The following is a 19,066-nucleotide window of genomic DNA, read 5'->3' on the forward strand; positions in this document are numbered from 1 at the left end:
TTCTCCCCTGTGCAGGCTTCATATTTCCCATGCTTTATTCTTCGCTTCGTTCGTGCCTGCTGGCTAATATTCCTGATTCCAATCGATTTGTTATTGCTTTAAGTGGCGGGCTAGATTCGCGGGTATTGCTGCACTTAATGGGGCGTTTTATTCGTGATAATCCGCAGTATCAATGCGATGCTGTGCATGTACATCATGGTTTAAGTAACAATGCAGATAAATGGGCTCTGCAGTGTCAGCAATGGGCTTTTGATGAACAGATAACCTGTCATATTGAACACGTCACCTTGGTACTCGGTAATCGAATAAGTGTCGAACAACAAGCCCGAGAGCAGCGTTATCTCGCGTTAAGTAAACATATTCAGCAAGATGATTGTTTATTAACCGCGCAGCACGCTGATGACCAACTTGAGACATTTTTACTTGCGTTAAAACGAGGCAGTGGACCCGCAGGGTTAGCCTCTATGCCAGAGAGCACTACGTTTGGCATTGGCTATCACCTTCGACCGTTGTTGCAGGTTATACGTCAGAGCATTACTGATTACGGTATTACCCATCAATTAGAGTGGGTTGAAGATGAAAGTAATCAAGATCAACGTTATGACCGCAATTTTCTTCGCCATCAAATAACACCATTATTACATCAACGTTGGCCTGGAATACGTAAAGCAGTATCTCGTAGTGCTGCATTATGCGGGGAGCAAGAAGCATTATTAAATGAGTTATTAGCCAGCCATTTATTGAAAGCATTACATGTGGATCAGAGTTTAAAAATTGTGGAACTAGGCTCTGAGAGGATTGGCAAGCAGCTGATCCGTCAGTGGCTAAGTTTATTTACGGTGTTAATGCCATCGCAAGCTCAGTTGCAGCAAATATGGCAATCTGTTGTTTTGGCTCAAGATGATGCTAACCCGCAAGTGTGTTGGGATAACCATCAAATTCGACGTTACAAACAACGTTTATATGTTGTCAAACAATGGGCGGATATTAGTCGTTTTTACCAAAAGTGTGAGTTAAATCAACCTTGCTTATTGCCTGAAGAGCTTGGGACGTTAGTGCTAACAACCGTTAAAGTAAATGGAACATTACGTTTGCCTCTGCAAAATGAAACTGTATCTGTGCGGTTTGAGCCAGAGGGGATAGAGGCGAAACCTCAAGGGCGTGTTGGGAAGCGTAAACTAAAAAAGCTATTTCAAGAATATGAAGTGCCCAGTTGGAATCGTCGGCGTACACCGTTAGTTTTTTATAATGATCAGCTTGCCGCTGTTGCGGGTTTATTTGTTACTGAAGATTTTGTCGGTGAGGATTGTGATCTAGATTGGCTGTGTAACTCACAAGAAGTGCAATAGTTTCACAAAGAGTGCACAATTTGCGAAAGGATAATAAAAATGTATAAGAGGACAAAATGAATAAAATTATTGCACTTACTATTTTCGCCGCTGTATTTTCATCATCAGTAATGGCTGCAGGCGACCCCGCAGCAGGTAAAGCTAAAGCTGCTATTTGTGCGGCATGCCACGGTGCTGATGGGGTTGCAATGATCCCTGGCTATCCAAACCTCAAAGGGCAGAATGAGCAATATTTGGCGAATGCATTGAAGGCGTATAAAAATAAAGAGCGTACAGGTGGAATGGCAATGGTAATGCAGCCACAAGCTTCTATGCTAAATGATGCCGATATTGCTAATGTTGCAGCGTATTTCTCTCAATTAAAATAAGTTACTAGTAGTCTGCTTCAATGAGCATATTGATGTTCAATATAAACCGTTATGAGTGTTCAACACTAATAGCGGTTTTTCTTTGGGTTTTATTGCTGTATCACGATATTTACAGTTACTCGCTCATAATTTATTCAGTTAGATACTCTGCTATTGCTAAAAAAAGCAGTAAGTATTATTGTACTAGCACGCTGATACACTGATTGATGAATGAGTAAGCATAATGGCTGGTAGTAGAGAACATTTTGGTTCAAGAGTAGGGTTTGTTCTGGCTGCTGCCGGCGCTGCTGTTGGGCTTGGAAATATTTGGGGATTCCCAACACAAGCTGCAAGTAATGGAGGAGGGGCGTTTGTTCTGGTTTACCTCTTCATGATCTTGGTGGTTGCTTTTCCTATGTTAGTCGTTGAAATGGCTATTGGTCGCCACGGCCAAGCAAATCCAATCGATAGCATGCGTAGTTTATCTGATAACCCGTTAGCTAAAAAAGCGGGTTCAGTGGTGGGTTGTATTGGTTTAGCTGTACCTTGTTTAGTGCTGGCTTTTTACAGTATTGTCGCGGGATGGTTAATTACCTTCATGTTTGCAGCTGTAACAGATATTTTCGGTTTTGAATCAGCTTCTGCATGGTTAAAAGATTTCTCTGTTGGTCGTAACCTTTTTGGCGCAATTATATTTTATGTATTAACCATTCTCATTGTGCAAAGTGGTGTTAAGCAGGGTATCGAAAAGTGGTCTACACGTTTAATGCCTGCGTTGTTTGCCTTATTTGGTTTAATGTTTGTTTATATCATGACTCAAGATGGTGCAATGGAAGGGTTAAAGCACTTCCTGATTCCTGATTTCAGTAAAGTCTTTGATCGCCAGTTACTGTTAGCCGCAATGGGACAAGGGTTCTTCTCATTGACGATTGGTGGCTGTTCTATGCTTATTTACGGTTCTTATTTAAGTAAGAAAGAAAACCTACCGAAAATGGCGTTGAGCGTGACATTGGTGGACACCGCTGTTGCCATTGTTGCGGGAATGGTAGTAATGCCAGCGATGTTTGTCGCGATGCAAAAAGGCGTGGCAATTTACGCAGACGATGGCTCGCTACTGAGTTCTGATACCTTAGTGTTTACTGTTCTGCCTATGTTGTTTGATAGCCTTGGTTTTGTGGGGGAACTGCTTGCTCTCGTTTTCTTTGTGCTAATGACGATCGCAGCGCTAACATCATCTATCTCAATGCTTGAATGCCCAGTGTCGTTAGTCAGTGAACGTTTTAATACGAAACGTAAGCCGACAAGCTGGGTGTTAGGGGCGTTAATTGCTTTATTCAGCGTTGTTATTATCTTTAATTTTGGTCAGATGTTTGGTTTAGTTGCGACTATTGCAACGCAGTATTTTCAGCCTGTAGCAGCATTACTGTTTACTTTATTTGGTGGCTGGGTTTGGTCCCGTAACAGTAAACTTAAAGAGTTGAGCGAAGGTTGCCCTGAAATCGAAAACAGTTTGTTCTGGAAAATTTGGCCATTATACCTAAAAGTTGTATGTCCTATTTTAGTGGCAACAGTACTTTGGGCTTCGTTTGGCTAAGGTTACTGATAACTAACAGTGAAATATAAAAAACGGAAGCCATTGGCTTCCGTTTTGTCTTTCATATACGTTGATTTGATGTGTTAGCGGAATTGTTTTACTTCAGGCAAGTAATCAAAGCCAGCTTGTTTAAGGCGGTTGATCAAAATTTCTTTATCGATTTCGAAATAGTTAATCAAGCTATCCAAGTCTTCAAATTCATCACGAATTTTCATATTAACAATGCTCATTAACATGATTGGATCCATCGTTTCATATTTGGATAAGTTCATATTTAGTCTTCGAAATCACTCATTAATAGATTTGCAGCAGCAAAAGCCGCACGTTCGCGAACATCTTTCGGTAGTTCTTCATTTGCCGCAATAAAATCAAATGTTTTGACTGCACAATGAATCGCATTTGGAATATACCCGAGATCACCGCCGCCAATTTGTGCATAAGTCTTACGGATTAATTCGCAGCATTCGTAAACTTTCATGATATTTCCTCTAAAGTAAAATTTATTCGAATAGAGAATGTATTGGAATAAATTCTATGGTGATGAGCACCAATATACACGTTGAAGATAGCAAATAATATTGATCAAAAAAGGATAAATTGGGGAGGTGACTATTTATTTCGCTTTTGTTTATATAACTGGCGATCAGCGCGATCAATTAGCGAAAGGGTGGTATCCCCTTTTTGATATTGGGCATAACCATGTGATGATGAAACCTGAAGAGTGCGTAGTGCTTGGTCATCATTAATCAAGTGATGTACGCGTTCTGCTACTTTCTGTGCGGATTTGTCTGTTGCTGGCTGCAAAAGCATGATGAATTCATCTCCGCCTAGGCGATAGCAACGGTCAGAGGTACGAACAGCATGCTTTAACGCAATAGCGAAACGACGGATAACTTTATCACCATCAAGGTGCCCATAGCGGTCGTTAACTTGTTTGAAATTATCTAAATCAAAGATCACGACAACTAAACCCACATCCCGGCGTTCGCTCATCGCAATCGAATGCTGTATATCTTGCTCGAAACTAGAACGATTGCCTAAACCGGATAGGTGATCTCGCATAGCCATATTTTTGACTCGACGATATTCAATAGCATTACTAAGGGGGCCTGCGAAAAGGCGGTGATACGTATGAAGTAAGTTAATTTCATCGTTATCAAGTTTATAAGGGGTCGTGTACTTTAATTTACCAAGTTCATTTTCACCAAATCGTAAAACAAAGGTTTGGTTGAATTCAGTGGCTTTTCCTCGACGAATTAAGGTACTAGTATCGTCAAAATCCCAGATAAGACGGCTTACATCGATTTGTTTTTCGATTTCACGAGTGAATATTTCGAATAATATTCCAAGTTCTAGTTTGCCTTGTAGTTTCTGCAAGATCAGTAGGCGCTGATCAGCGCCGAGAGGTTTTGTCCTCGGTTTTCGTTCATCAGCAAAAAACTTGTCCCAGAGAATTGGATCCATAAAAACGTCATAAAATTGTTAAGGGTTCACTATAGGCAATTATTTGTTCAAATCAATATCTAGAGTAATTTATTATTAATAATTATATGATTTTATTTCAAAAATTTGCGGATCATCGTCTCTTTTTCAATGGTATCTTCATAACCTAGGTTTATTAATGCTTGAATATATTCAGGCTCAAACAAGATGTAACTGGTTATAGCTGCATCATCTTTAGGACTAATCCCCGTAAGTCTCATTAATGCGCGGGTCATTGGTGGTAGATGGCAGTAGTATTTTTGGGCTAATGGTTCAAAGGATTTGCTTGGGGATAAATGAATATGGTCAACATTTTTTAATTGTAAGCGCTGTCTTTCATGTTCAGGTAGTGCCTGAATGATGGTATTGGTACGTGATAGGTTTTCTAGATCGGCTGCTAACGTATCGCTAAAAATCGTATCCATTAAGTGCCCGCCCAAAGAGGCTAGTCCTGGTGCTTTGGTATGATCTCTTTCTTCTGTTTTTTCATTGATTAAATCAATCATCAGTATTTTATCAGCGCCCATTTTTAATGATGGACGCAGCGGCGATAATTGGTGGATTGAACCATCCCCATAATAGGTTTGGCCAATCCGACTGGCAGGAAATACCAGAGGTATTGCTGCTGATGCTAATAAATGTTCTGTAGATATTAATGAACGCCGCCCTTTTGATTTAGCTCTATTCCATTCACAAAGTTCTTGTTGGCCTTGAAAAAAGCTGACAGAACGGCCACTTTTATAGCTGGAAGCTGTGATGGAGATGCCGTGTAAATTACCGGCTATAATTTGTTTTTCTAGTCGTTCATAATTATTAACTTGGTTAAGTAGTTCACGAAGAGGACGATTATTTAATAAGCCAAAAGGTGGGCGTTCATGATAATCAGCTTGTAAGCGTGCGAGCCCTTGTCTAAGCAAGTAGTTAGTCATGCCATATGGACTGGCAATAAAGACTCTGCGGCTATGTAAACGCGCCCAAATCCACTCTAGTTTTTTTACACCAAGGCGAAAGCATGACGCATAACTGGCGATAGCGATTGCATTTATGCCGCCGGCTGATGTACCGCAATATACTGAAAAAGGACTATGGTGAACGCGTGGATACCACTCGGCAATGGCTTTTAACACGCCAACTTGATAAGCAGCCCGTGCTCCTCCCCCTGTTAAGAGTAAGCTGATTTTTGGCTTATCCTTTGCCATATTTCTACCTCACATCGTAAACGATGATGATAAATATTATTTTCTCTTCATTAACTATATACCTAAGCTACCTCAAGATGCAGGATTCATAGTGATTTCAGCGATGTTGTACCAGTGACTGAATAACGAGATATGGCATTGTACATTCCACATGAGTATGAAAAGTACGTTATAGAAAGTAGTTATCGTGGATGACTACATATAAAAAAGCCTCCAATAAGGAGGCTTAATAAGACGGCTAAAACGATAACTGAATTAAGCTAGTTTTTGCTTAATCATTTCAACAACATCAGTAACAGGTACAGCTACTTTATTGCCATCGCGGCGATCTTTATATTCCATCTCGCCATTTTCTAGGCTACGGTTGCCGATAACAATCGTGTGTGGAATACCAATTAGCTCGATATCTTTGAACATTACACCTGGGCGTTCTTTACGATCATCAAATAATACTTCGATGCCCGCAGCCGTTAATTCAGCATACAAGCTTTCTGCTGCTGCTTTAACTTCTTCAGATTTCGCCATGTTCATCGGTACGATTGCCACTTGGAATGGTGCAAGTGCTGTCGGCCAGATAATGCCGTTTTCATCGTAGTTTTGCTCGATAGCTGATGCCACAACACGTGATACACCAATGCCGTAACAGCCCATCTCTAGAGTGACACTCTTACCATCAGGGCCAAGAACGTTACAGTTCATTTTCTCTGAGTAGTTAGTGCCTAGCTGGAAGATGTGACCAACTTCGATACCACGTTTCAGCTGGATAGTACCTTGACCACATGGGCTTAGGTCACCTTCTACAACGTTACGTAGGTCTTCCACTTGAGCAAGCTCAACATCACGGCCCCAGTTAATACCGAAGTAGTGTTTGTCATCAATGTTAGCACCAGCACCAAAATCGCTCATTACAGCTACCGAACGGTCAACGATGAATGGTAGTTCAAGGCCAACAGGACCAAGTGAACCAGGACCTGCACCAACAAGCGCACGGATTTCTGCTTCACCAGCCATTTCTAGTGGAGAAGCAACCTGTGGAAGGTTTTCTGCTTTAACTTCGTTAAGCTCGTGATCACCACGGATGATAAGTGCGATGATGTCTGCTTCAACGTCGTCAGATGCTTTAACGAATAGAGTCTTAACTGTCTTTTCGATTGCTAGACCGTGTTGCTCTACAAGCTCTGCGATTGTTTTTGCGTTTGGCGTATCAACCAGTTCCATCTCTTGAGTTGCTGCAGCAGGCTCAGTAGTTGGAGCTAGTGCTTCTGCTTTCTCGATGTTCGCTGCGTAATCAGATTCAGAAGAGAATGCGATTAGGTCTTCGCCGCTTTCAGCAAGAACGTGGAACTCTTGAGAGCCACTGCCGCCGATTGCGCCAGAGTCTGCCAATACTGGACGGTACTCAAGGCCCATGCGGTCGAATGCTTTACAGTAAGCATCGTGCATCGCTTGGTAAGACTTTTCTAAGCCTTCTTTGTCGATATCAAAGCTGTATGCATCCATCATAGAGAATTCGCGTGCACGCATTACGCCAAAACGAGGGCGGCGTTCATCACGGAATTTAGTCTGGATTTGATACAGGTTTAGAGGAAGCTGTTTGTAAGAGCTAATCTCGTTACGTACTAGGCTAGTCACAACTTCTTCTGCTGTCGGGCTAAGAACAAACGGACGAGAGTGACGGTCTGTGAAACGAAGTAGCTCAGGGCCCATCTTTTCTGAACGGCCAGTCTCTTCCCAAAGCTCAAACGGTTGAACTACGGGCATCAAGATTTCAACGGCACCTGCATTATCGATCTCTTGGCGAACGATATTTTCGACTTTACGCAGTACACGTAGACCAGTAGGTAGCCAAGTATATAAACCTGAAGCTAGCTTACGGATCATACCTGCACGTAGCATCAGCTGGTGGCTGATAACTTCTGCGTCGTTTGGAGTCTCCTTCAACGTGGAAAGAAGATAGTTACTGGTACGCATTGATGGTATCCGTTTGTTGAGAATTTTAAGTGAAGGGGATTATATTATCAGCCAAAAGGCTAATCGCCAAAGAGAACAAGCGTGATCTCACTTATTCTACGGTTGTTTCAATGGTAGTAACGGTAACGAGACCATCTTGTACGGTAAATTTCACGTTGAAATTAAATAAATGGACAGCATATTCCTTAGTGTCTACTTTATTTTTTTTATAAGCGGGCCGAGGGTCTTGAGCCAATACTTCCCGAATAACGTTTTGCTGGTAAGCGTTGTCATCCATTTTTAATTGTTCTAATGCTGTATCAGTAAACACAACGGGTAAGGTCTCGGGTTCATCCGCGGCAAAACCACCCAGTGCTTGTGGCAAACTATCTGAATAAGGTACGTAAGGCTTTATATCGATAATCGGTGTGCCATTAACTAAGTCAACACCACCTAATTCAATAATAATATCACTGCCTTTTTGGCGTATCCCTTTCAGTTCAACAGCAGACATCCCAATACCGTTTGGGCGAAATGTTGCTCTACTCGCAAAGACACCAATACGTTCGTTACCACCTAAACGAGGGGGCCTTACTGTTGGTCGCCAGCCAGCTTCAAGGTTTTGATTGAATAAAAATAATAACCAGAGATGGCTGAATTGTTCGATGCCCCTCACTGCCTCTATAGTATTGGCATTGCCTTGCAAGATGATTTCTGAGCATGCGCTGGGTACTAACCCCGGTTGACGTGGAACTGCAAACTTTTCTTTATAAGGCGACCGAACAATACCAATAGGTTCAATGCTGTAAGACATAAAGCGTGACCTGTTATAGATAGCAAAGAGTAAGTAGCGCAGAACATACCATAAAAAACGCCTTGACTCAGCGATGATAAAATATGATATTGTTATGTTATAACATAGCAATCGATTCAAGCAAAGAGAATAGAATGAAAGTTGTTAGCTCATTAAAAAGTGCAAAATTGCGTCACCGTGATTGTCAGGTCATTAAACGTCGTGGGCGAGTATTCGTGATTTGTAAATCAAATCCACGATTTAAAGCGGTGCAGGGGAAGGCAAAGAAAAAGTAGTGGTGGTAAAAATCAAAAAAGAGGCGCCAATATCAGGCGCCTCTTTTGTTTTTTCATACGATTCTTTTAGTCTGCAAGTTGTTCTGCTAAGGGATTACCAGCCTTTAACTGCGCCACCTTGAAAAATTTCTTGTGCCGCGTTGTAAACAACATCAGATTGGTAAGCTTTTAAGAATGTCTGCACATTTTCAGCATTCACATTATCTTCACGTGCAACAATTAGGTTTACATACGGAGATTCTTTGTCTTCAACGAATACACCATCACGCTCAGGTGTTAGGTTGATGCTGCTTGCGTATGTTGTGTTAATAATCGCCAGTTGAACATCATCTAGAGAGCGTGGAAGCTGTGCTGCTTCAAGTTCAACAATTTTTAGGTTCTTGGGGCTGCTTACAATATCAAGCACTGTTGCTGTTAAACCAGCGCCTTCTTTTAGCGTTAGTAGACCTTGTTGTTGCAATAGTAGTAAAGAACGACCAAGGTTTGTTGGATCATTCGGAACTGCAATTTGATCGCCATCTTTTAGCTCGTCAAGTGATTTGATTTTGCTTGAGTAAGCAGCAATTGGGTATACAAAAGAGTTACCCACAATGGCAAACTTGTAACCACGGTCAGTCATTTGCTGATCTAGGTAAGGTTTATGTTGGAATGCATTAATATCAATAGAGCCTTCTTCTAAAGCTGCGTTTGGTGAAACGTAATCAGTAAAAGTGATTAACTCAACATCTAATCCGTATGTTTTCTTTGCTTCTTTCGCAGCCACTTCGGCAACTTGTGCTTCAGCGCCTGCCATTACCCCAATTTTGATTTTGCTATTATCAACAACAGCTTCTTTTTCGCCACAACCTGTTAATACAAGTGCAGATGCTAGGCCTGCGACTGCAACAATATTTTTCAAATTAAACGCCATGGTGCTTCTCCTTAACTGGGGTATTCCCTGATTTTTTAATAGCCATTTCTTTATTGTATGCATGAAATGGCTATGCAGTTTTTAGTATTAATGAATGTTCTACTTATCGATGATCTACACGTTTAACCAAGTGATCACCAACCGATTGAATAAGTTGTACTAAGATGACCAGCATAACAACAGTGATCATCATAACGGTGCCATCAAAGCGTTGGTAACCATAACGGATCCCCACATCGCCAAGGCCGCCCCCACCTACTGTGCCTGCCATTGCAGAATAGCTTACGAGAGTGACTAGGGTAATGGTTATCGCATTAATGATGCCCGGCAATGCTTCTGGTAATAGAACTTTAGTAACGATTTGCTGAGGTGTCGCGCCCATTGCCTGTGCTGCTTCTACTAAGCCTGACGGCACTTCCAGTAATGCGCCTTCGACCAAGCGTGCAATAAATGGAATCGCACCAACGGTGAGCGGTACAATTGCTGCAGCCGTTCCGATTGAGCTACCTACGATAAAGCGAGTAAAAGGAATAATGGCGACAAGTAAAATGATAAAAGGGATAGATCGCCCAATATTGACAACGGTACCCAGCACTTTGTTTAAGGTACGGTTTTCAAGCTGGCCACCTTCTTTACTTAAGTGTAAAGCGACACCTAGCGGAATACCGAGTGCAAAGCCGATAAGCCCTGATGCAAACACCATCGTTAAGGTTTGACCTAGTGCTTCAACCAATAGATACGTTAACCGTTCATTGGTTTCCCACCAACTGCTTATTGAATCAAGCAACATAACCTAATACCTCTACATTCACTTTATGATCACGCAAGAAAGCGATAGCTTGCTCTGCTGCTTGTTCTGTTCCAAATAATTCTGCCAACATTAAGCCAAATTTAACGCCACCGGCATAATCCATATCTGAACTTAAAATGCTGATGTCGATATTAAACTCTCTGGCGACTTGGCTAATCAAAGGGGCATTAACGGAAGCGCCTGTAAACTCTAAACGAATAAGAGGATAGCTACCTGCGACTCTTTCTGGTGTCATGCGGGCTTGAAAGTCAGCCGGGATTGATAAGTCTAATGTCGAGCGGATAAATTCGCGCGCGAGTTCTGTTTTTGGGTGAGCGAAGATATCACCAACAGGCCCTTTTTCGACTAACTCACCATCACCAATAATGGCAACTTGTGAGCAGATACTTTTAACCACATCCATTTCATGCGTGATTAATAAGATCGTTAGGTTTAATTCGCGGTTAATCTCGCGTAATAGCTCTAGAATTGACTGTGTTGTTGCAGGATCAAGTGCACTTGTTGCTTCATCGCATAACAATACTTTCGGATCTGACGCTAGTGCTCGGGCAATCGCAACGCGCTGCTTTTGACCACCGCTTAAGTTACAAGGGTAGGTATCATTTTTATCGGCAAGACCAACAAGCTTTAGCAGTCCATCCACTTTTTCTTTTATATCGTTGTTAGATACGCCAGCTAACTCTAACGGTAGCGCTACGTTTTCGAAAACAGTACGTGACGATAAAAGGTTGAAGTGTTGAAAAATCATGCCAATTTTTCGACGAGCCAATGTTAATTCTTTATTGGAAAGTTGAGTTAGGTCGACATCGTCAACAATGATATGTCCGTTTGTCGGGCGCTCTAACAAGTTAACGCAACGAATTAACGTACTTTTACCTGCACCAGAAGAGCCTATAACGCCAAAAATAGTACCTTGCTCAATAGTCAGGTTAATATCGCTAAGCGCATTGATCGCTCGCTCACCTTGATAGAACACTTTATTAACTCTATTTATTTCTATCATCGAACTTCCTGAATCTAGATAAAAGTAATGCTGTTGTTTGTGTTTACATTGTAATTGTTTTGTTCTTAATGTGACATTCAATCGTAAACTGTTGTGATGATGCTAGGGTGTCTAGATGGCTAAGTCAATAGCTATTTTTACGTCTAGATGGCTAAACGTGAAAGTTAGGCTCTTTCTAGCGCCTTGAATGACAGGTGTATAGCGCAGAATCTGATAAACAGGTGAATCACATTCTAAGCCGTGCCATAATCTGCTTATACGCAATATTGCCGCAAATACTATATAGAGGGCTAACTCTTGGCCAATCCAGCAGTCTTTATCGATCGTGATGGCGTAATTAACGTTGATCATGGCTATGTTCATACAGTAGATGACTTTGAATACATAGACGGTGTATTTGAAGCATGTAAAAAGCTTAAAGATATGGGCTACTTGCTTATTTTAGTAACGAACCAAGCAGGGATTGCGCGTGGTATGTACACCGAAGCGGAATTTACCCGTTTAACGGAGTGGATGGATTGGAACTTCGTTGATCATGATGTTGAGTTTGACGGCATTTATTATTGCCCGCATCACCCAACAGAGGGTAAAGGCGAATATTTACAAGATTGTGATTGCCGCAAACCTGAACCGGGTATGTTGCTTTCTGCATGTGAAGAGTTTGACATCGATATGGATAACTCAATCATGATTGGCGATAAAACCGATGATATGACAGCAGCAACGACGGCGAACGTTGGTACTAAAATACTTGTTCGTACAGGTAAGCCTGTTACCGAGCAAGGTGAAGCATTAGCAAGTGTTGTACTTGATAGTATTGCTGATGTACCAGCTTGGTTAGCTGCACGCTAATCATTTTTTTGCTGAACATCTTGTATAAAAAAGGTCGCAGATTAGCGGCCTTTTTTGTACTTAAATTTTAGTCAACTAGTTAAAATTTAAGAGATAGCTAACTTTTGAGTAAAAGATATCGTTATGCCTTGTTTTCTATTGTATATAAATCAGTTTCCCGATATGAATAAAGGCTGTTGAAAGCGCAATTGTATTTATATAAATATCAATAACGGTAACCATTCAGGAAGATCGGTTATACGTAAGATCGTTGAAATAAATTTCACCTGCTATCTTTCTATATAGGTGCTTACTGTATAGGTACTTAGTGATCGTCGTTGACAAGGAGTTAGTCTATAGATGTTGTCATATTTTCTTCGGCGGATGATGTTAGTCATTCCGACCTTTCTCGGCATTACGCTTCTTATCTTCACAATTACTCGGTTTGTACCTGGTGGGCCTGTTGAGCGAATGCTTGCAAGTATGCAGGCACAAGGCGATGTTGCTGCATCCATTTCTACTCCCGGCGGAAGCAGCGCGCTTTCTGAAACTCAAATCGCAGAGCTGAATGCTTTTTACGGTTTAGATAAACCTGTATTTGAAGCATATACCCAATGGCTAGGCAAACTATTAACGTTAGACTTTGGTGAATCAACCCGATATTACGAACCTGTATGGGGAATGATAGCCGAACGTTTTCCAGTATCCGCATTCTATGGTGGGATGACTTTTTTTATTAGTTACTTTATTTCGATTCCATTGGGTTATTACAAAGCCATGCGACATGGAACGATATTTGACTCAAGTTCATCCATTTTGATTTTTGTTGGCTATGCACTTCCTGGCTATGTGGTGGGCGTTTTACTGATTACGTTATTTAGTTATCACTTGGAATGGTTCCCGATGGGGGGATTTGTGGATGACGACTTTGATGATTACGAAACGTTTTATGAACAAGTTAAAGATATTATGTGGCATGCCGTGCTCCCTTTGATTTGTTATTTAATAGGGGATTTTGCGACCTTAACAATGACCATGAAAAATAATCTAATGGAAAACCTATCGTCAGATTATGTACGTACAGCAATAGCCAAAGGTTTGCCCTTTAAAGACGCGGTACGTAAACATGCTTTACGTAATAGTTTAATACCTGTCGCGAGTCATTTTGGTAACTCTTTGCTTTTCTTTATGACCGGATCATTTTTGATCGAGGTTATCTTTAATATTGATGGTATTGGGTTACTGGGGTACGAATCAATCGTTGAACGTGATTACCCCGTTGTAATGGGGATAGTGGCGATCAATGCCGTGCTTTTAATGATCGGAAATATTCTGTCTGATATCTGCGTTGCAATTGCCGACCCTCGTGTAAAGTTTGGAGTGTAAATGATGAAACTTAATCCTCTTACACTGAAAAAAATCAAACGTTTTAAAGAAATAAAGCGTGGGTATTTATCCTTCTTAATCTTATCTTGCTTGCTGCTTTTATCGCTGGTGGCCGAAGTCTTTATTAATAGTAAGGCGTTGATAGTGAAATATGAGGGTGATTTATATTTCCCAGTTATAAGTGATGTAAGAAAAGGGACAACGTTTGGTCTTTCGTATTTAAAAGAAACGGATTACCGAGAGTTACAGCAAGTCTTTGAACAACAAAATAGTGATAATTTTGTGGTGCTACCGCTTGTGCCTTGGAATCCTTACGAGCAAGATTTTAGCGGTGATTATCCTCCTACAGCACCAAGCTTTGAAGATAAGCATTACCTTGGAACAGACACCATCGGACGCGATATTTTAGCACGTTTAGTTTATGGCTTTAGAATTGCGATGGGCTTTGCTTTGATGACAATGGTGAGCTCATACGCGATTGGCGTTGCTGTTGGGTGTGCGATGGGTTTCTGGGGAGGGAAGTTTGATTTGGTTGCCCAGCGTTTAATAGAAGTCTGGTCAATGGTACCTTTTTTATATGTCATTATGATCTTGGTTTCGATTACTCGTCCTACATTCTCTTTATTTGTCGCCATTAACGTACTTTTTGGTTGGATGGGAATAACCTGGTACATGCGTACGATGACTTATAAAGAATCTGCCCGAGAATATGTGGTGGCAGCTCGCGCACTTGGCGCATCAACATTCCGAATTTTGTTTAAGCACATTTTGCCCAATACCATGGTCATGATTGTAACGTTAGCGCCATTTACCATTGCGGCAAATATTACAGCATTAACCGCGTTAGATTATTTAGGACTGGGTTTAATGCCCCCCACACCAAGTTGGGGCGATTTACTGCAACAAGGAAAATCAAACTTAGATTCACCGTGGATAGCATCATCAGTCGTTGCTGCTATTGTTATGGTGCTCGTCATGGTGACATTTATAGGTGAAGGTATTCGTGAAGCTTTCGACCCTAAAAAATATACACGCTATATTTAAGGTTCACGTATCAACAAGGATGTTAATAATGAAGAAAATAAAACTATCCGTAATAGTGATGGTATCTATGTTGGGAGGGGCGTTTGTCAATGCAGCTCAACTACCCAATGATCTTGAATGGATATCGAATGCAGACGAGCCTATTTTTGCCTCTGAAAACGCGCAATTTGGTGGTACGTTTCGAACTTATTTACAAAGCTTTCCTCAGACATTTCGTATTGTTGGCCCTGATTCTAATGGTAGTTTCAGGCAGTGGTTATTAGACTCTCGTCCTAATTTGGTAAGACGGCACCCTATTACCTATAAATGGATTCCAGAATTAGCTGATGAGTGGGCTTATGGTAACGACAATAAGAGTATTTATTTTCGATTAAACCCAAAAGCGCAATGGTCTGATGGTAAGCCCATTACTGTGGATGATTTTAAATATGCCCTTCAACTCATGCGTTCAAAAGATATTATTGCCCCTTGGTACAATAATTACTATACAGAGCAAGTTGATTCGGTTACTGAGATAGACAAACATACTATTGTGATTAAATCGGTTCAGCCTAAAAACCGAGAAGATTTAATGACGACGCTTTACGATATTCAGCCAAGACCCGCTCACTTTTATAAGCCCAAAGTTGATAAAAATAATGATGGTGTCGATGATAATTTTGTTCGCCTTTATAATTTTAAAGCAGAGCCATCATCAGGACCTTACTATGTTGATAAAGTGAAAAAAGGTAAGTCGATTAGGTTTAAGCATGTAGGCCAGGATTGGTGGGGATATTCCAATAAATATTATAAAAATCGTTATAACGTTGAGAAAATAAATATAAAGGTTATTCGTGACCAAGACATCGCCAAAAAGCATTTTGAAAAAGGGGATCTTGACGCGTTTGGTTTAGTGATGCCTTCATTGTGGCACGATAAATCAAATAGCAAACCGTATCAGAATGGGTATATCAATAAGTTTTGGGGGTTTAACCAATTACCTCAGGGCAGCGGTGGAGTATGGATGAATACCGCAAAACCGCACCTTAACGATCTGAATGTACGCAAAGGGATTGCCCATGCGATCGATTTTGATGGCATGATTGAAAAGGTTTTACGTGGAGATTATATGCGTAAGCCCAATGGGTTAGGCGTTGGTCATGGTGAATATACCAATAGCGAGATAAAAGCCGATAAATTTGATCCTCAGCTTGCTGCTGAATACTTTTCTCAAGCTGGTTTTGAACAAATTGGTACCGATGGCATAAGAGTAAATAGTAAAGGGGCGCGATTATCCTTTGCGATAACCTACTCAGCGACAGCACATACACCAAGGGTTGCTTACCTTAAAGAGCAAGCGAAAGAAGCGGGTTTAGAATTAACCTTGAACTTAGTCGATGGGTCTTCTGCGTTTAAGTATGTGTTAGAGAAAAAGCATGAGCTGTCTTTCCATAATATGGGTACATCTTATATTCCTCAGTATTGGGAGTACTTCCATTCTGACAATGCCAACAAAGCGCAGACTAATAACTTTACGAACTTTAGCTCGCCCGCGCTTGATCAATTAATCATGTCATACCGTATCGAGTTTGATGTTGAAAAGAAAAGAGCCATATCCCGAGAAATACAACAAGTTGTAGCCGATGCCAATGTCATTATCCCTGGTTATATGGTGCCTTATGTTCGTGAAGGTTATTGGCGTTGGTTGAAAGTACCAAACAAGCCAATGACTAAATTAACGGAAGCAATGTTTGACCCTATTGGTATATCAACATTTTGGATTGACGAAAACATTAAAAAAGAAACCAAATCAGCGATGAAGAAAGGAAAGGTATTTGATGCTATCACCATTATTGATGATACCTATAAGCTATAAACCATGGGAGAAGTAATATGCCCCATGAGGTATTACTTGAAGTTAAAAATCTTGGCACTGAATTTACAACTGATGACGGTATTGTCCGCGTACTTGATGGCGTTACTTTTAATGTAAAAAGAGGGCAAACCTTAGGTATTGTCGGGGAGTCTGGTTGCGGGAAAAGTGTGACAGCAATGTCAATTATGGGGCTCCTTCCTCATCCTTATGGTCGAGTATATGCTGGGGAGATCCTCTACCGAGGCACAAATGTAGTGGATTTACCTCCAGAAAAACTTTATGAGATACGAGGGAATAGTATCTCTATGATATTCCAAGACCCAATGACAGCGTTAAATCCCGTTCATTCGGTTGGAAAGCAATTGTGTGAAGTGCTTGAATTACATCGTAAGGATCTCGATAAAAAAGATCGCTTAAAATATGCCATCAAAATGTTAGATAGGGTGGGTATTCCCTCGCCAGAATTGCGTGTAATGGAGTATCCACATAATCTTTCTGGTGGTATGCGTCAGCGGGTAATGATCGCGATAGCATTGGCATGTAAACCGGATATTTTAATTTGTGATGAGCCAACAACAGCATTAGACGTAACCGTTCAAGCTCAGATTCTCGACCTAATGCGAGAGCTGCAGCGTGAAAGTGGTATGGCTATTATTTTTATCACTCATGATCTTGGTGTTGTCGCTGAGATCTGTGATGAAGTTGTGGTGATGTATGCTGGTCGAGTGGTAGAAACTGCAGATATATTCACATTGTTTGAGAAACCTAAGCATCCTTATACTAAAGGCTTGTTGAATTCGATGCCGACATTGAGTGCATTACACAAACAGATGTTAGTTACGATTCCTGGTAATGTTCCTCATTTAAGTGAAATGCCTGAAGGCTGTCGGTTTTGTACTCGATGTGCTTATGCTACCGATAAGTGTCGCAATACAGTGCCTGTTTGGACGCAACTCGATAATGAACACAAAGTAAGTTGCCATCATTGGAAAGAGGTGAATTAATGCCAGAGCTATTACGCATTGAAAATATTAAACAGCACTTCTATTCTGGTGGCGGTATCTTTCGCAAAGGCTACACTATCCATGCGGTCGATGGCGTTAGTTTTTCTGTTAAACAGGGAGAAACTCTTGGCCTTGTAGGTGAGTCGGGCTGTGGAAAAAGTACGCTGGGACGTTCTATTCTGAAATTGTTTGAACCTACTGCTGGAAAGATATTTTTTGAAGGACGCGACATTACCCATTTATCCGTTAAAGAAATGCGTTCACTGCGTCAAGAAATGCAGATTATCTTTCAAGATCCCACTGAATCTTTAAACTCTCGCCATACTGTTGGAATGATAATAGAAGAACCTTTCATTATTCATGGCATTGGTAAGCCTGCAGAGCGTAAGTTGTGGGTTAAAGAGCTTTTAATTAAAGTCGGTTTACCTGAAAGTGCTGCAGAGCGTTATCCTCATGAGTTTTCAGGTGGGCAAAGGCAGCGTATTGGAATTGCTCGTGCCGTTGCATTAAAACCCAAGCTCATCATTTGTGATGAGTCGGTCTCGGCATTAGATGTATCTGTTCAAGCACAGATCTTAAATTTATTATTAGAACTTCAACAAGAAATGAAATTAGCATTGATCTTCATTGCGCATGATTTATCTGTCGTCAAACATATTTCTGATCGTGTTGCAGTAATGTATCTGGGAAAAATTGTAGAGCTAGGTAATGCACTAGATGTCTACAACTCTCCCCGCCACCCTTATACACAAGCTTTATTATCCGCGATTCCAGTTGCAGACCCTCGAAAGAGAAATACTGATCGAATAATGTTGAAAGGGGAGTTACCTTCACCTATCAACCCTCCTAAAGGTTGTCGCTTCCATACACGCTGTCCTTATGCGACAGATAAGTGTAAAGAGGATAAACCGTTATTAGTCGTGAAAGCCGGTGACCATGCAGATGCATGTCATTATCCTTTAACGAATCAATCAAAGCTTGAATTTCGTCAATTAGCATGAAATAAAAGCTCATCCTTACTTCCTGGTTAAAAAAAAAGCAGTTGAATGTTTTTTTTAAATAAATGCTTGCGGATTGTTTGGGCTTCCCTATAATGCGACCTCACTGACACGGAGCACGGCGCTTAGCCAGCAACCTAGTCAGTATGTTCTTTAACAATTTGACCATGCAATCTGTGTGGGCACTCGTGAAATTTTAAGTCGAAAGATTTAT

At 41.0% G+C, this 19,066-nt stretch carries 19 protein-coding genes; 10 read left to right on the forward strand and 9 right to left on the reverse strand.

What is annotated here, in order from left to right; translation table 11 throughout:
• Positions 1–29: 29 nt before the first annotated feature.
• From tilS to C9J48_RS25085, 3 genes are all read left to right on the forward strand, one after another.
• The gene (gene tilS, locus C9J48_RS25075) at positions 30–1,349 is read left to right on the forward strand and encodes a tRNA lysidine(34) synthetase TilS (RefSeq protein WP_006232681.1); all 1,320 of its coding nucleotides are present in this window, start codon (positions 30–32) and stop codon (positions 1,347–1,349) included.
• Between the two features lie 56 nt (positions 1,350–1,405).
• Complete coding sequence (locus tag C9J48_RS25080; RefSeq protein WP_006232682.1) at positions 1,406–1,717, forward strand: c-type cytochrome; 312 nt, start codon at positions 1,406–1,408, stop codon at positions 1,715–1,717.
• A gap of 223 nt (positions 1,718–1,940) precedes the next feature.
• Positions 1,941–3,290, forward strand: coding sequence for a sodium-dependent transporter (locus tag C9J48_RS25085; RefSeq protein ID WP_006232683.1), 1,350 nt, complete (start codon positions 1,941–1,943; stop codon positions 3,288–3,290).
• 83 nt (positions 3,291–3,373) lie between these two features.
• Here the strand turns inward: C9J48_RS25085 and C9J48_RS25090 are convergent, their stop codons facing one another.
• The 6 genes from C9J48_RS25090 to tsaA form a co-directional block, all read right to left on the reverse strand.
• The gene (locus C9J48_RS25090) at positions 3,374–3,562 is read right to left on the reverse strand and encodes a DUF4250 domain-containing protein (protein WP_006232684.1); all 189 of its coding nucleotides are present in this window, start codon (positions 3,560–3,562) and stop codon (positions 3,374–3,376) included.
• A gap of 2 nt (positions 3,563–3,564) precedes the next feature.
• Entirely contained in the window at positions 3,565–3,768 is a 204-nt protein-coding gene (locus C9J48_RS25095) for a YaeP family protein (protein ID WP_006232685.1), read from the reverse strand.
• Positions 3,769–3,899: 131 nt separating this feature from the next.
• Positions 3,900–4,754 carry a GGDEF domain-containing protein gene (locus tag C9J48_RS25100; RefSeq protein ID WP_006232686.1) on the reverse strand — a complete coding sequence of 285 codons (855 nt, stop codon included), beginning with the start codon at positions 4,752–4,754 and terminating at the stop codon, positions 3,900–3,902.
• A 92-nt stretch (positions 4,755–4,846) separates the two neighbouring features.
• Complete coding sequence (locus tag C9J48_RS25105) at positions 4,847–5,971, reverse strand: patatin-like phospholipase family protein (protein WP_006232687.1); 1,125 nt, start codon at positions 5,969–5,971, stop codon at positions 4,847–4,849.
• A gap of 255 nt (positions 5,972–6,226) precedes the next feature.
• Positions 6,227–7,942, reverse strand: a complete 1,716-nt coding sequence (locus tag C9J48_RS25110; RefSeq protein WP_006232688.1) for a proline--tRNA ligase — start codon at positions 7,940–7,942, stop codon at positions 6,227–6,229.
• Positions 7,943–8,033: 91 nt separating this feature from the next.
• Positions 8,034–8,735, reverse strand: coding sequence for a tRNA (N6-threonylcarbamoyladenosine(37)-N6)-methyltransferase TrmO (gene tsaA, locus C9J48_RS25115; protein WP_006232689.1), 702 nt, complete (start codon positions 8,733–8,735; stop codon positions 8,034–8,036).
• Positions 8,736–8,869: 134 nt separating this feature from the next.
• Between tsaA and ykgO the strand changes: the two genes are divergently transcribed.
• Positions 8,870–9,010: a type B 50S ribosomal protein L36 gene (ykgO, locus tag C9J48_RS25120; RefSeq protein WP_006232690.1), complete on the forward strand. Its 141-nt coding sequence runs from the start codon at positions 8,870–8,872 to the stop codon at positions 9,008–9,010.
• A gap of 94 nt (positions 9,011–9,104) precedes the next feature.
• Here ykgO and C9J48_RS25125 read toward each other — a convergent pair whose 3' ends face one another.
• From C9J48_RS25125 to metN, 3 genes are all read right to left on the reverse strand, one after another.
• Positions 9,105–9,920, reverse strand: coding sequence for a MetQ/NlpA family lipoprotein (locus C9J48_RS25125; RefSeq protein ID WP_006232691.1), 816 nt, complete (start codon positions 9,918–9,920; stop codon positions 9,105–9,107).
• A 103-nt stretch (positions 9,921–10,023) separates the two neighbouring features.
• Complete coding sequence (locus C9J48_RS25130; RefSeq protein ID WP_006232692.1) at positions 10,024–10,710, reverse strand: methionine ABC transporter permease; 687 nt, start codon at positions 10,708–10,710, stop codon at positions 10,024–10,026.
• A complete protein-coding gene (gene metN, locus C9J48_RS25135; protein WP_006232693.1) occupies positions 10,700–11,734 on the reverse strand; it encodes a methionine ABC transporter ATP-binding protein MetN in 1,035 nt (344 codons plus the stop codon). Before metN ends, C9J48_RS25130 begins: the two co-directional genes overlap by 11 nt.
• Before the next feature lie 297 nt (positions 11,735–12,031).
• Between metN and gmhB the strand changes: the two genes are divergently transcribed.
• The 6 genes from gmhB to C9J48_RS25165 all read left to right on the forward strand — a co-directional run bounded on the left by gmhB (position 12,032) and on the right by C9J48_RS25165 (position 18,855).
• Complete coding sequence (gene gmhB / locus C9J48_RS25140; RefSeq protein ID WP_006232694.1) at positions 12,032–12,586, forward strand: D-glycero-beta-D-manno-heptose 1,7-bisphosphate 7-phosphatase; 555 nt, start codon at positions 12,032–12,034, stop codon at positions 12,584–12,586.
• A gap of 339 nt (positions 12,587–12,925) precedes the next feature.
• Positions 12,926–13,951, forward strand: coding sequence for an ABC transporter permease subunit (locus C9J48_RS25145; protein WP_006232695.1), 1,026 nt, complete (start codon positions 12,926–12,928; stop codon positions 13,949–13,951).
• Positions 13,952–14,995 (forward strand): ABC transporter permease, encoded by a 1,044-nt coding sequence (locus C9J48_RS25150; RefSeq protein ID WP_006232696.1) that lies wholly within the window; start codon positions 13,952–13,954, stop codon positions 14,993–14,995.
• Positions 14,996–15,023: 28 nt separating this feature from the next.
• Positions 15,024–16,850 carry an extracellular solute-binding protein gene (locus C9J48_RS25155; RefSeq protein ID WP_107281282.1) on the forward strand — a complete coding sequence of 609 codons (1,827 nt, stop codon included), beginning with the start codon at positions 15,024–15,026 and terminating at the stop codon, positions 16,848–16,850.
• A 17-nt stretch (positions 16,851–16,867) separates the two neighbouring features.
• The gene (locus C9J48_RS25160; protein ID WP_006232698.1) at positions 16,868–17,854 is read left to right on the forward strand and encodes an ABC transporter ATP-binding protein; all 987 of its coding nucleotides are present in this window, start codon (positions 16,868–16,870) and stop codon (positions 17,852–17,854) included.
• The gene (locus C9J48_RS25165) at positions 17,854–18,855 is read left to right on the forward strand and encodes an ABC transporter ATP-binding protein (protein WP_107281283.1); all 1,002 of its coding nucleotides are present in this window, start codon (positions 17,854–17,856) and stop codon (positions 18,853–18,855) included. Before C9J48_RS25160 ends, C9J48_RS25165 begins: the two co-directional genes overlap by 1 nt.
• The last annotated feature ends 211 nt before the right edge of the window (positions 18,856–19,066 follow it).

Origin of the sequence: Photobacterium profundum, assembly GCF_003026285.1 — a bacterium.
In the GTDB taxonomy this organism is placed as follows: Bacteria; Pseudomonadota; Gammaproteobacteria; order Enterobacterales; family Vibrionaceae; genus Photobacterium; species Photobacterium profundum.

Bases quoted from the DNA above. Each gene is read 5' to 3' on its own strand.
- tilS (WP_006232681.1), top strand. From the start codon at position 30: ATGCTTTATTCTTCGCTTCGTTCGTGCCTGCTGGCTAATATTCCTGAT.
- C9J48_RS25080 (WP_006232682.1), top strand. From the start codon at position 1,406: ATGAATAAAATTATTGCACTTACTATTTTCGCCGCTGTATTTTCATCA.
- C9J48_RS25085 (WP_006232683.1), top strand. From the start codon at position 1,941: ATGGCTGGTAGTAGAGAACATTTTGGTTCAAGAGTAGGGTTTGTTCTG.
- C9J48_RS25090 (WP_006232684.1), bottom strand. From the start codon at position 3,562: ATGAACTTATCCAAATATGAAACGATGGATCCAATCATGTTAATGAGC.
- C9J48_RS25095 (WP_006232685.1), bottom strand. From the start codon at position 3,768: ATGAAAGTTTACGAATGCTGCGAATTAATCCGTAAGACTTATGCACAA.
- C9J48_RS25100 (WP_006232686.1), bottom strand. From the start codon at position 4,754: ATGGATCCAATTCTCTGGGACAAGTTTTTTGCTGATGAACGAAAACCG.
- C9J48_RS25105 (WP_006232687.1), bottom strand. From the start codon at position 5,971: ATGGCAAAGGATAAGCCAAAAATCAGCTTACTCTTAACAGGGGGAGGA.
- C9J48_RS25110 (WP_006232688.1), bottom strand. From the start codon at position 7,942: ATGCGTACCAGTAACTATCTTCTTTCCACGTTGAAGGAGACTCCAAAC.
- tsaA (WP_006232689.1), bottom strand. From the start codon at position 8,735: ATGTCTTACAGCATTGAACCTATTGGTATTGTTCGGTCGCCTTATAAA.
- ykgO (WP_006232690.1), top strand. From the start codon at position 8,870: ATGAAAGTTGTTAGCTCATTAAAAAGTGCAAAATTGCGTCACCGTGAT.
- C9J48_RS25125 (WP_006232691.1), bottom strand. From the start codon at position 9,920: ATGGCGTTTAATTTGAAAAATATTGTTGCAGTCGCAGGCCTAGCATCT.
- C9J48_RS25130 (WP_006232692.1), bottom strand. From the start codon at position 10,710: ATGTTGCTTGATTCAATAAGCAGTTGGTGGGAAACCAATGAACGGTTA.
- metN (WP_006232693.1), bottom strand. From the start codon at position 11,734: ATGATAGAAATAAATAGAGTTAATAAAGTGTTCTATCAAGGTGAGCGA.
- C9J48_RS25145 (WP_006232695.1), top strand. From the start codon at position 12,926: ATGTTGTCATATTTTCTTCGGCGGATGATGTTAGTCATTCCGACCTTT.
- C9J48_RS25150 (WP_006232696.1), top strand. From the start codon at position 13,952: ATGATGAAACTTAATCCTCTTACACTGAAAAAAATCAAACGTTTTAAA.
- C9J48_RS25155 (WP_107281282.1), top strand. From the start codon at position 15,024: ATGAAGAAAATAAAACTATCCGTAATAGTGATGGTATCTATGTTGGGA.
- C9J48_RS25160 (WP_006232698.1), top strand. From the start codon at position 16,868: ATGCCCCATGAGGTATTACTTGAAGTTAAAAATCTTGGCACTGAATTT.
- C9J48_RS25165 (WP_107281283.1), top strand. From the start codon at position 17,854: ATGCCAGAGCTATTACGCATTGAAAATATTAAACAGCACTTCTATTCT.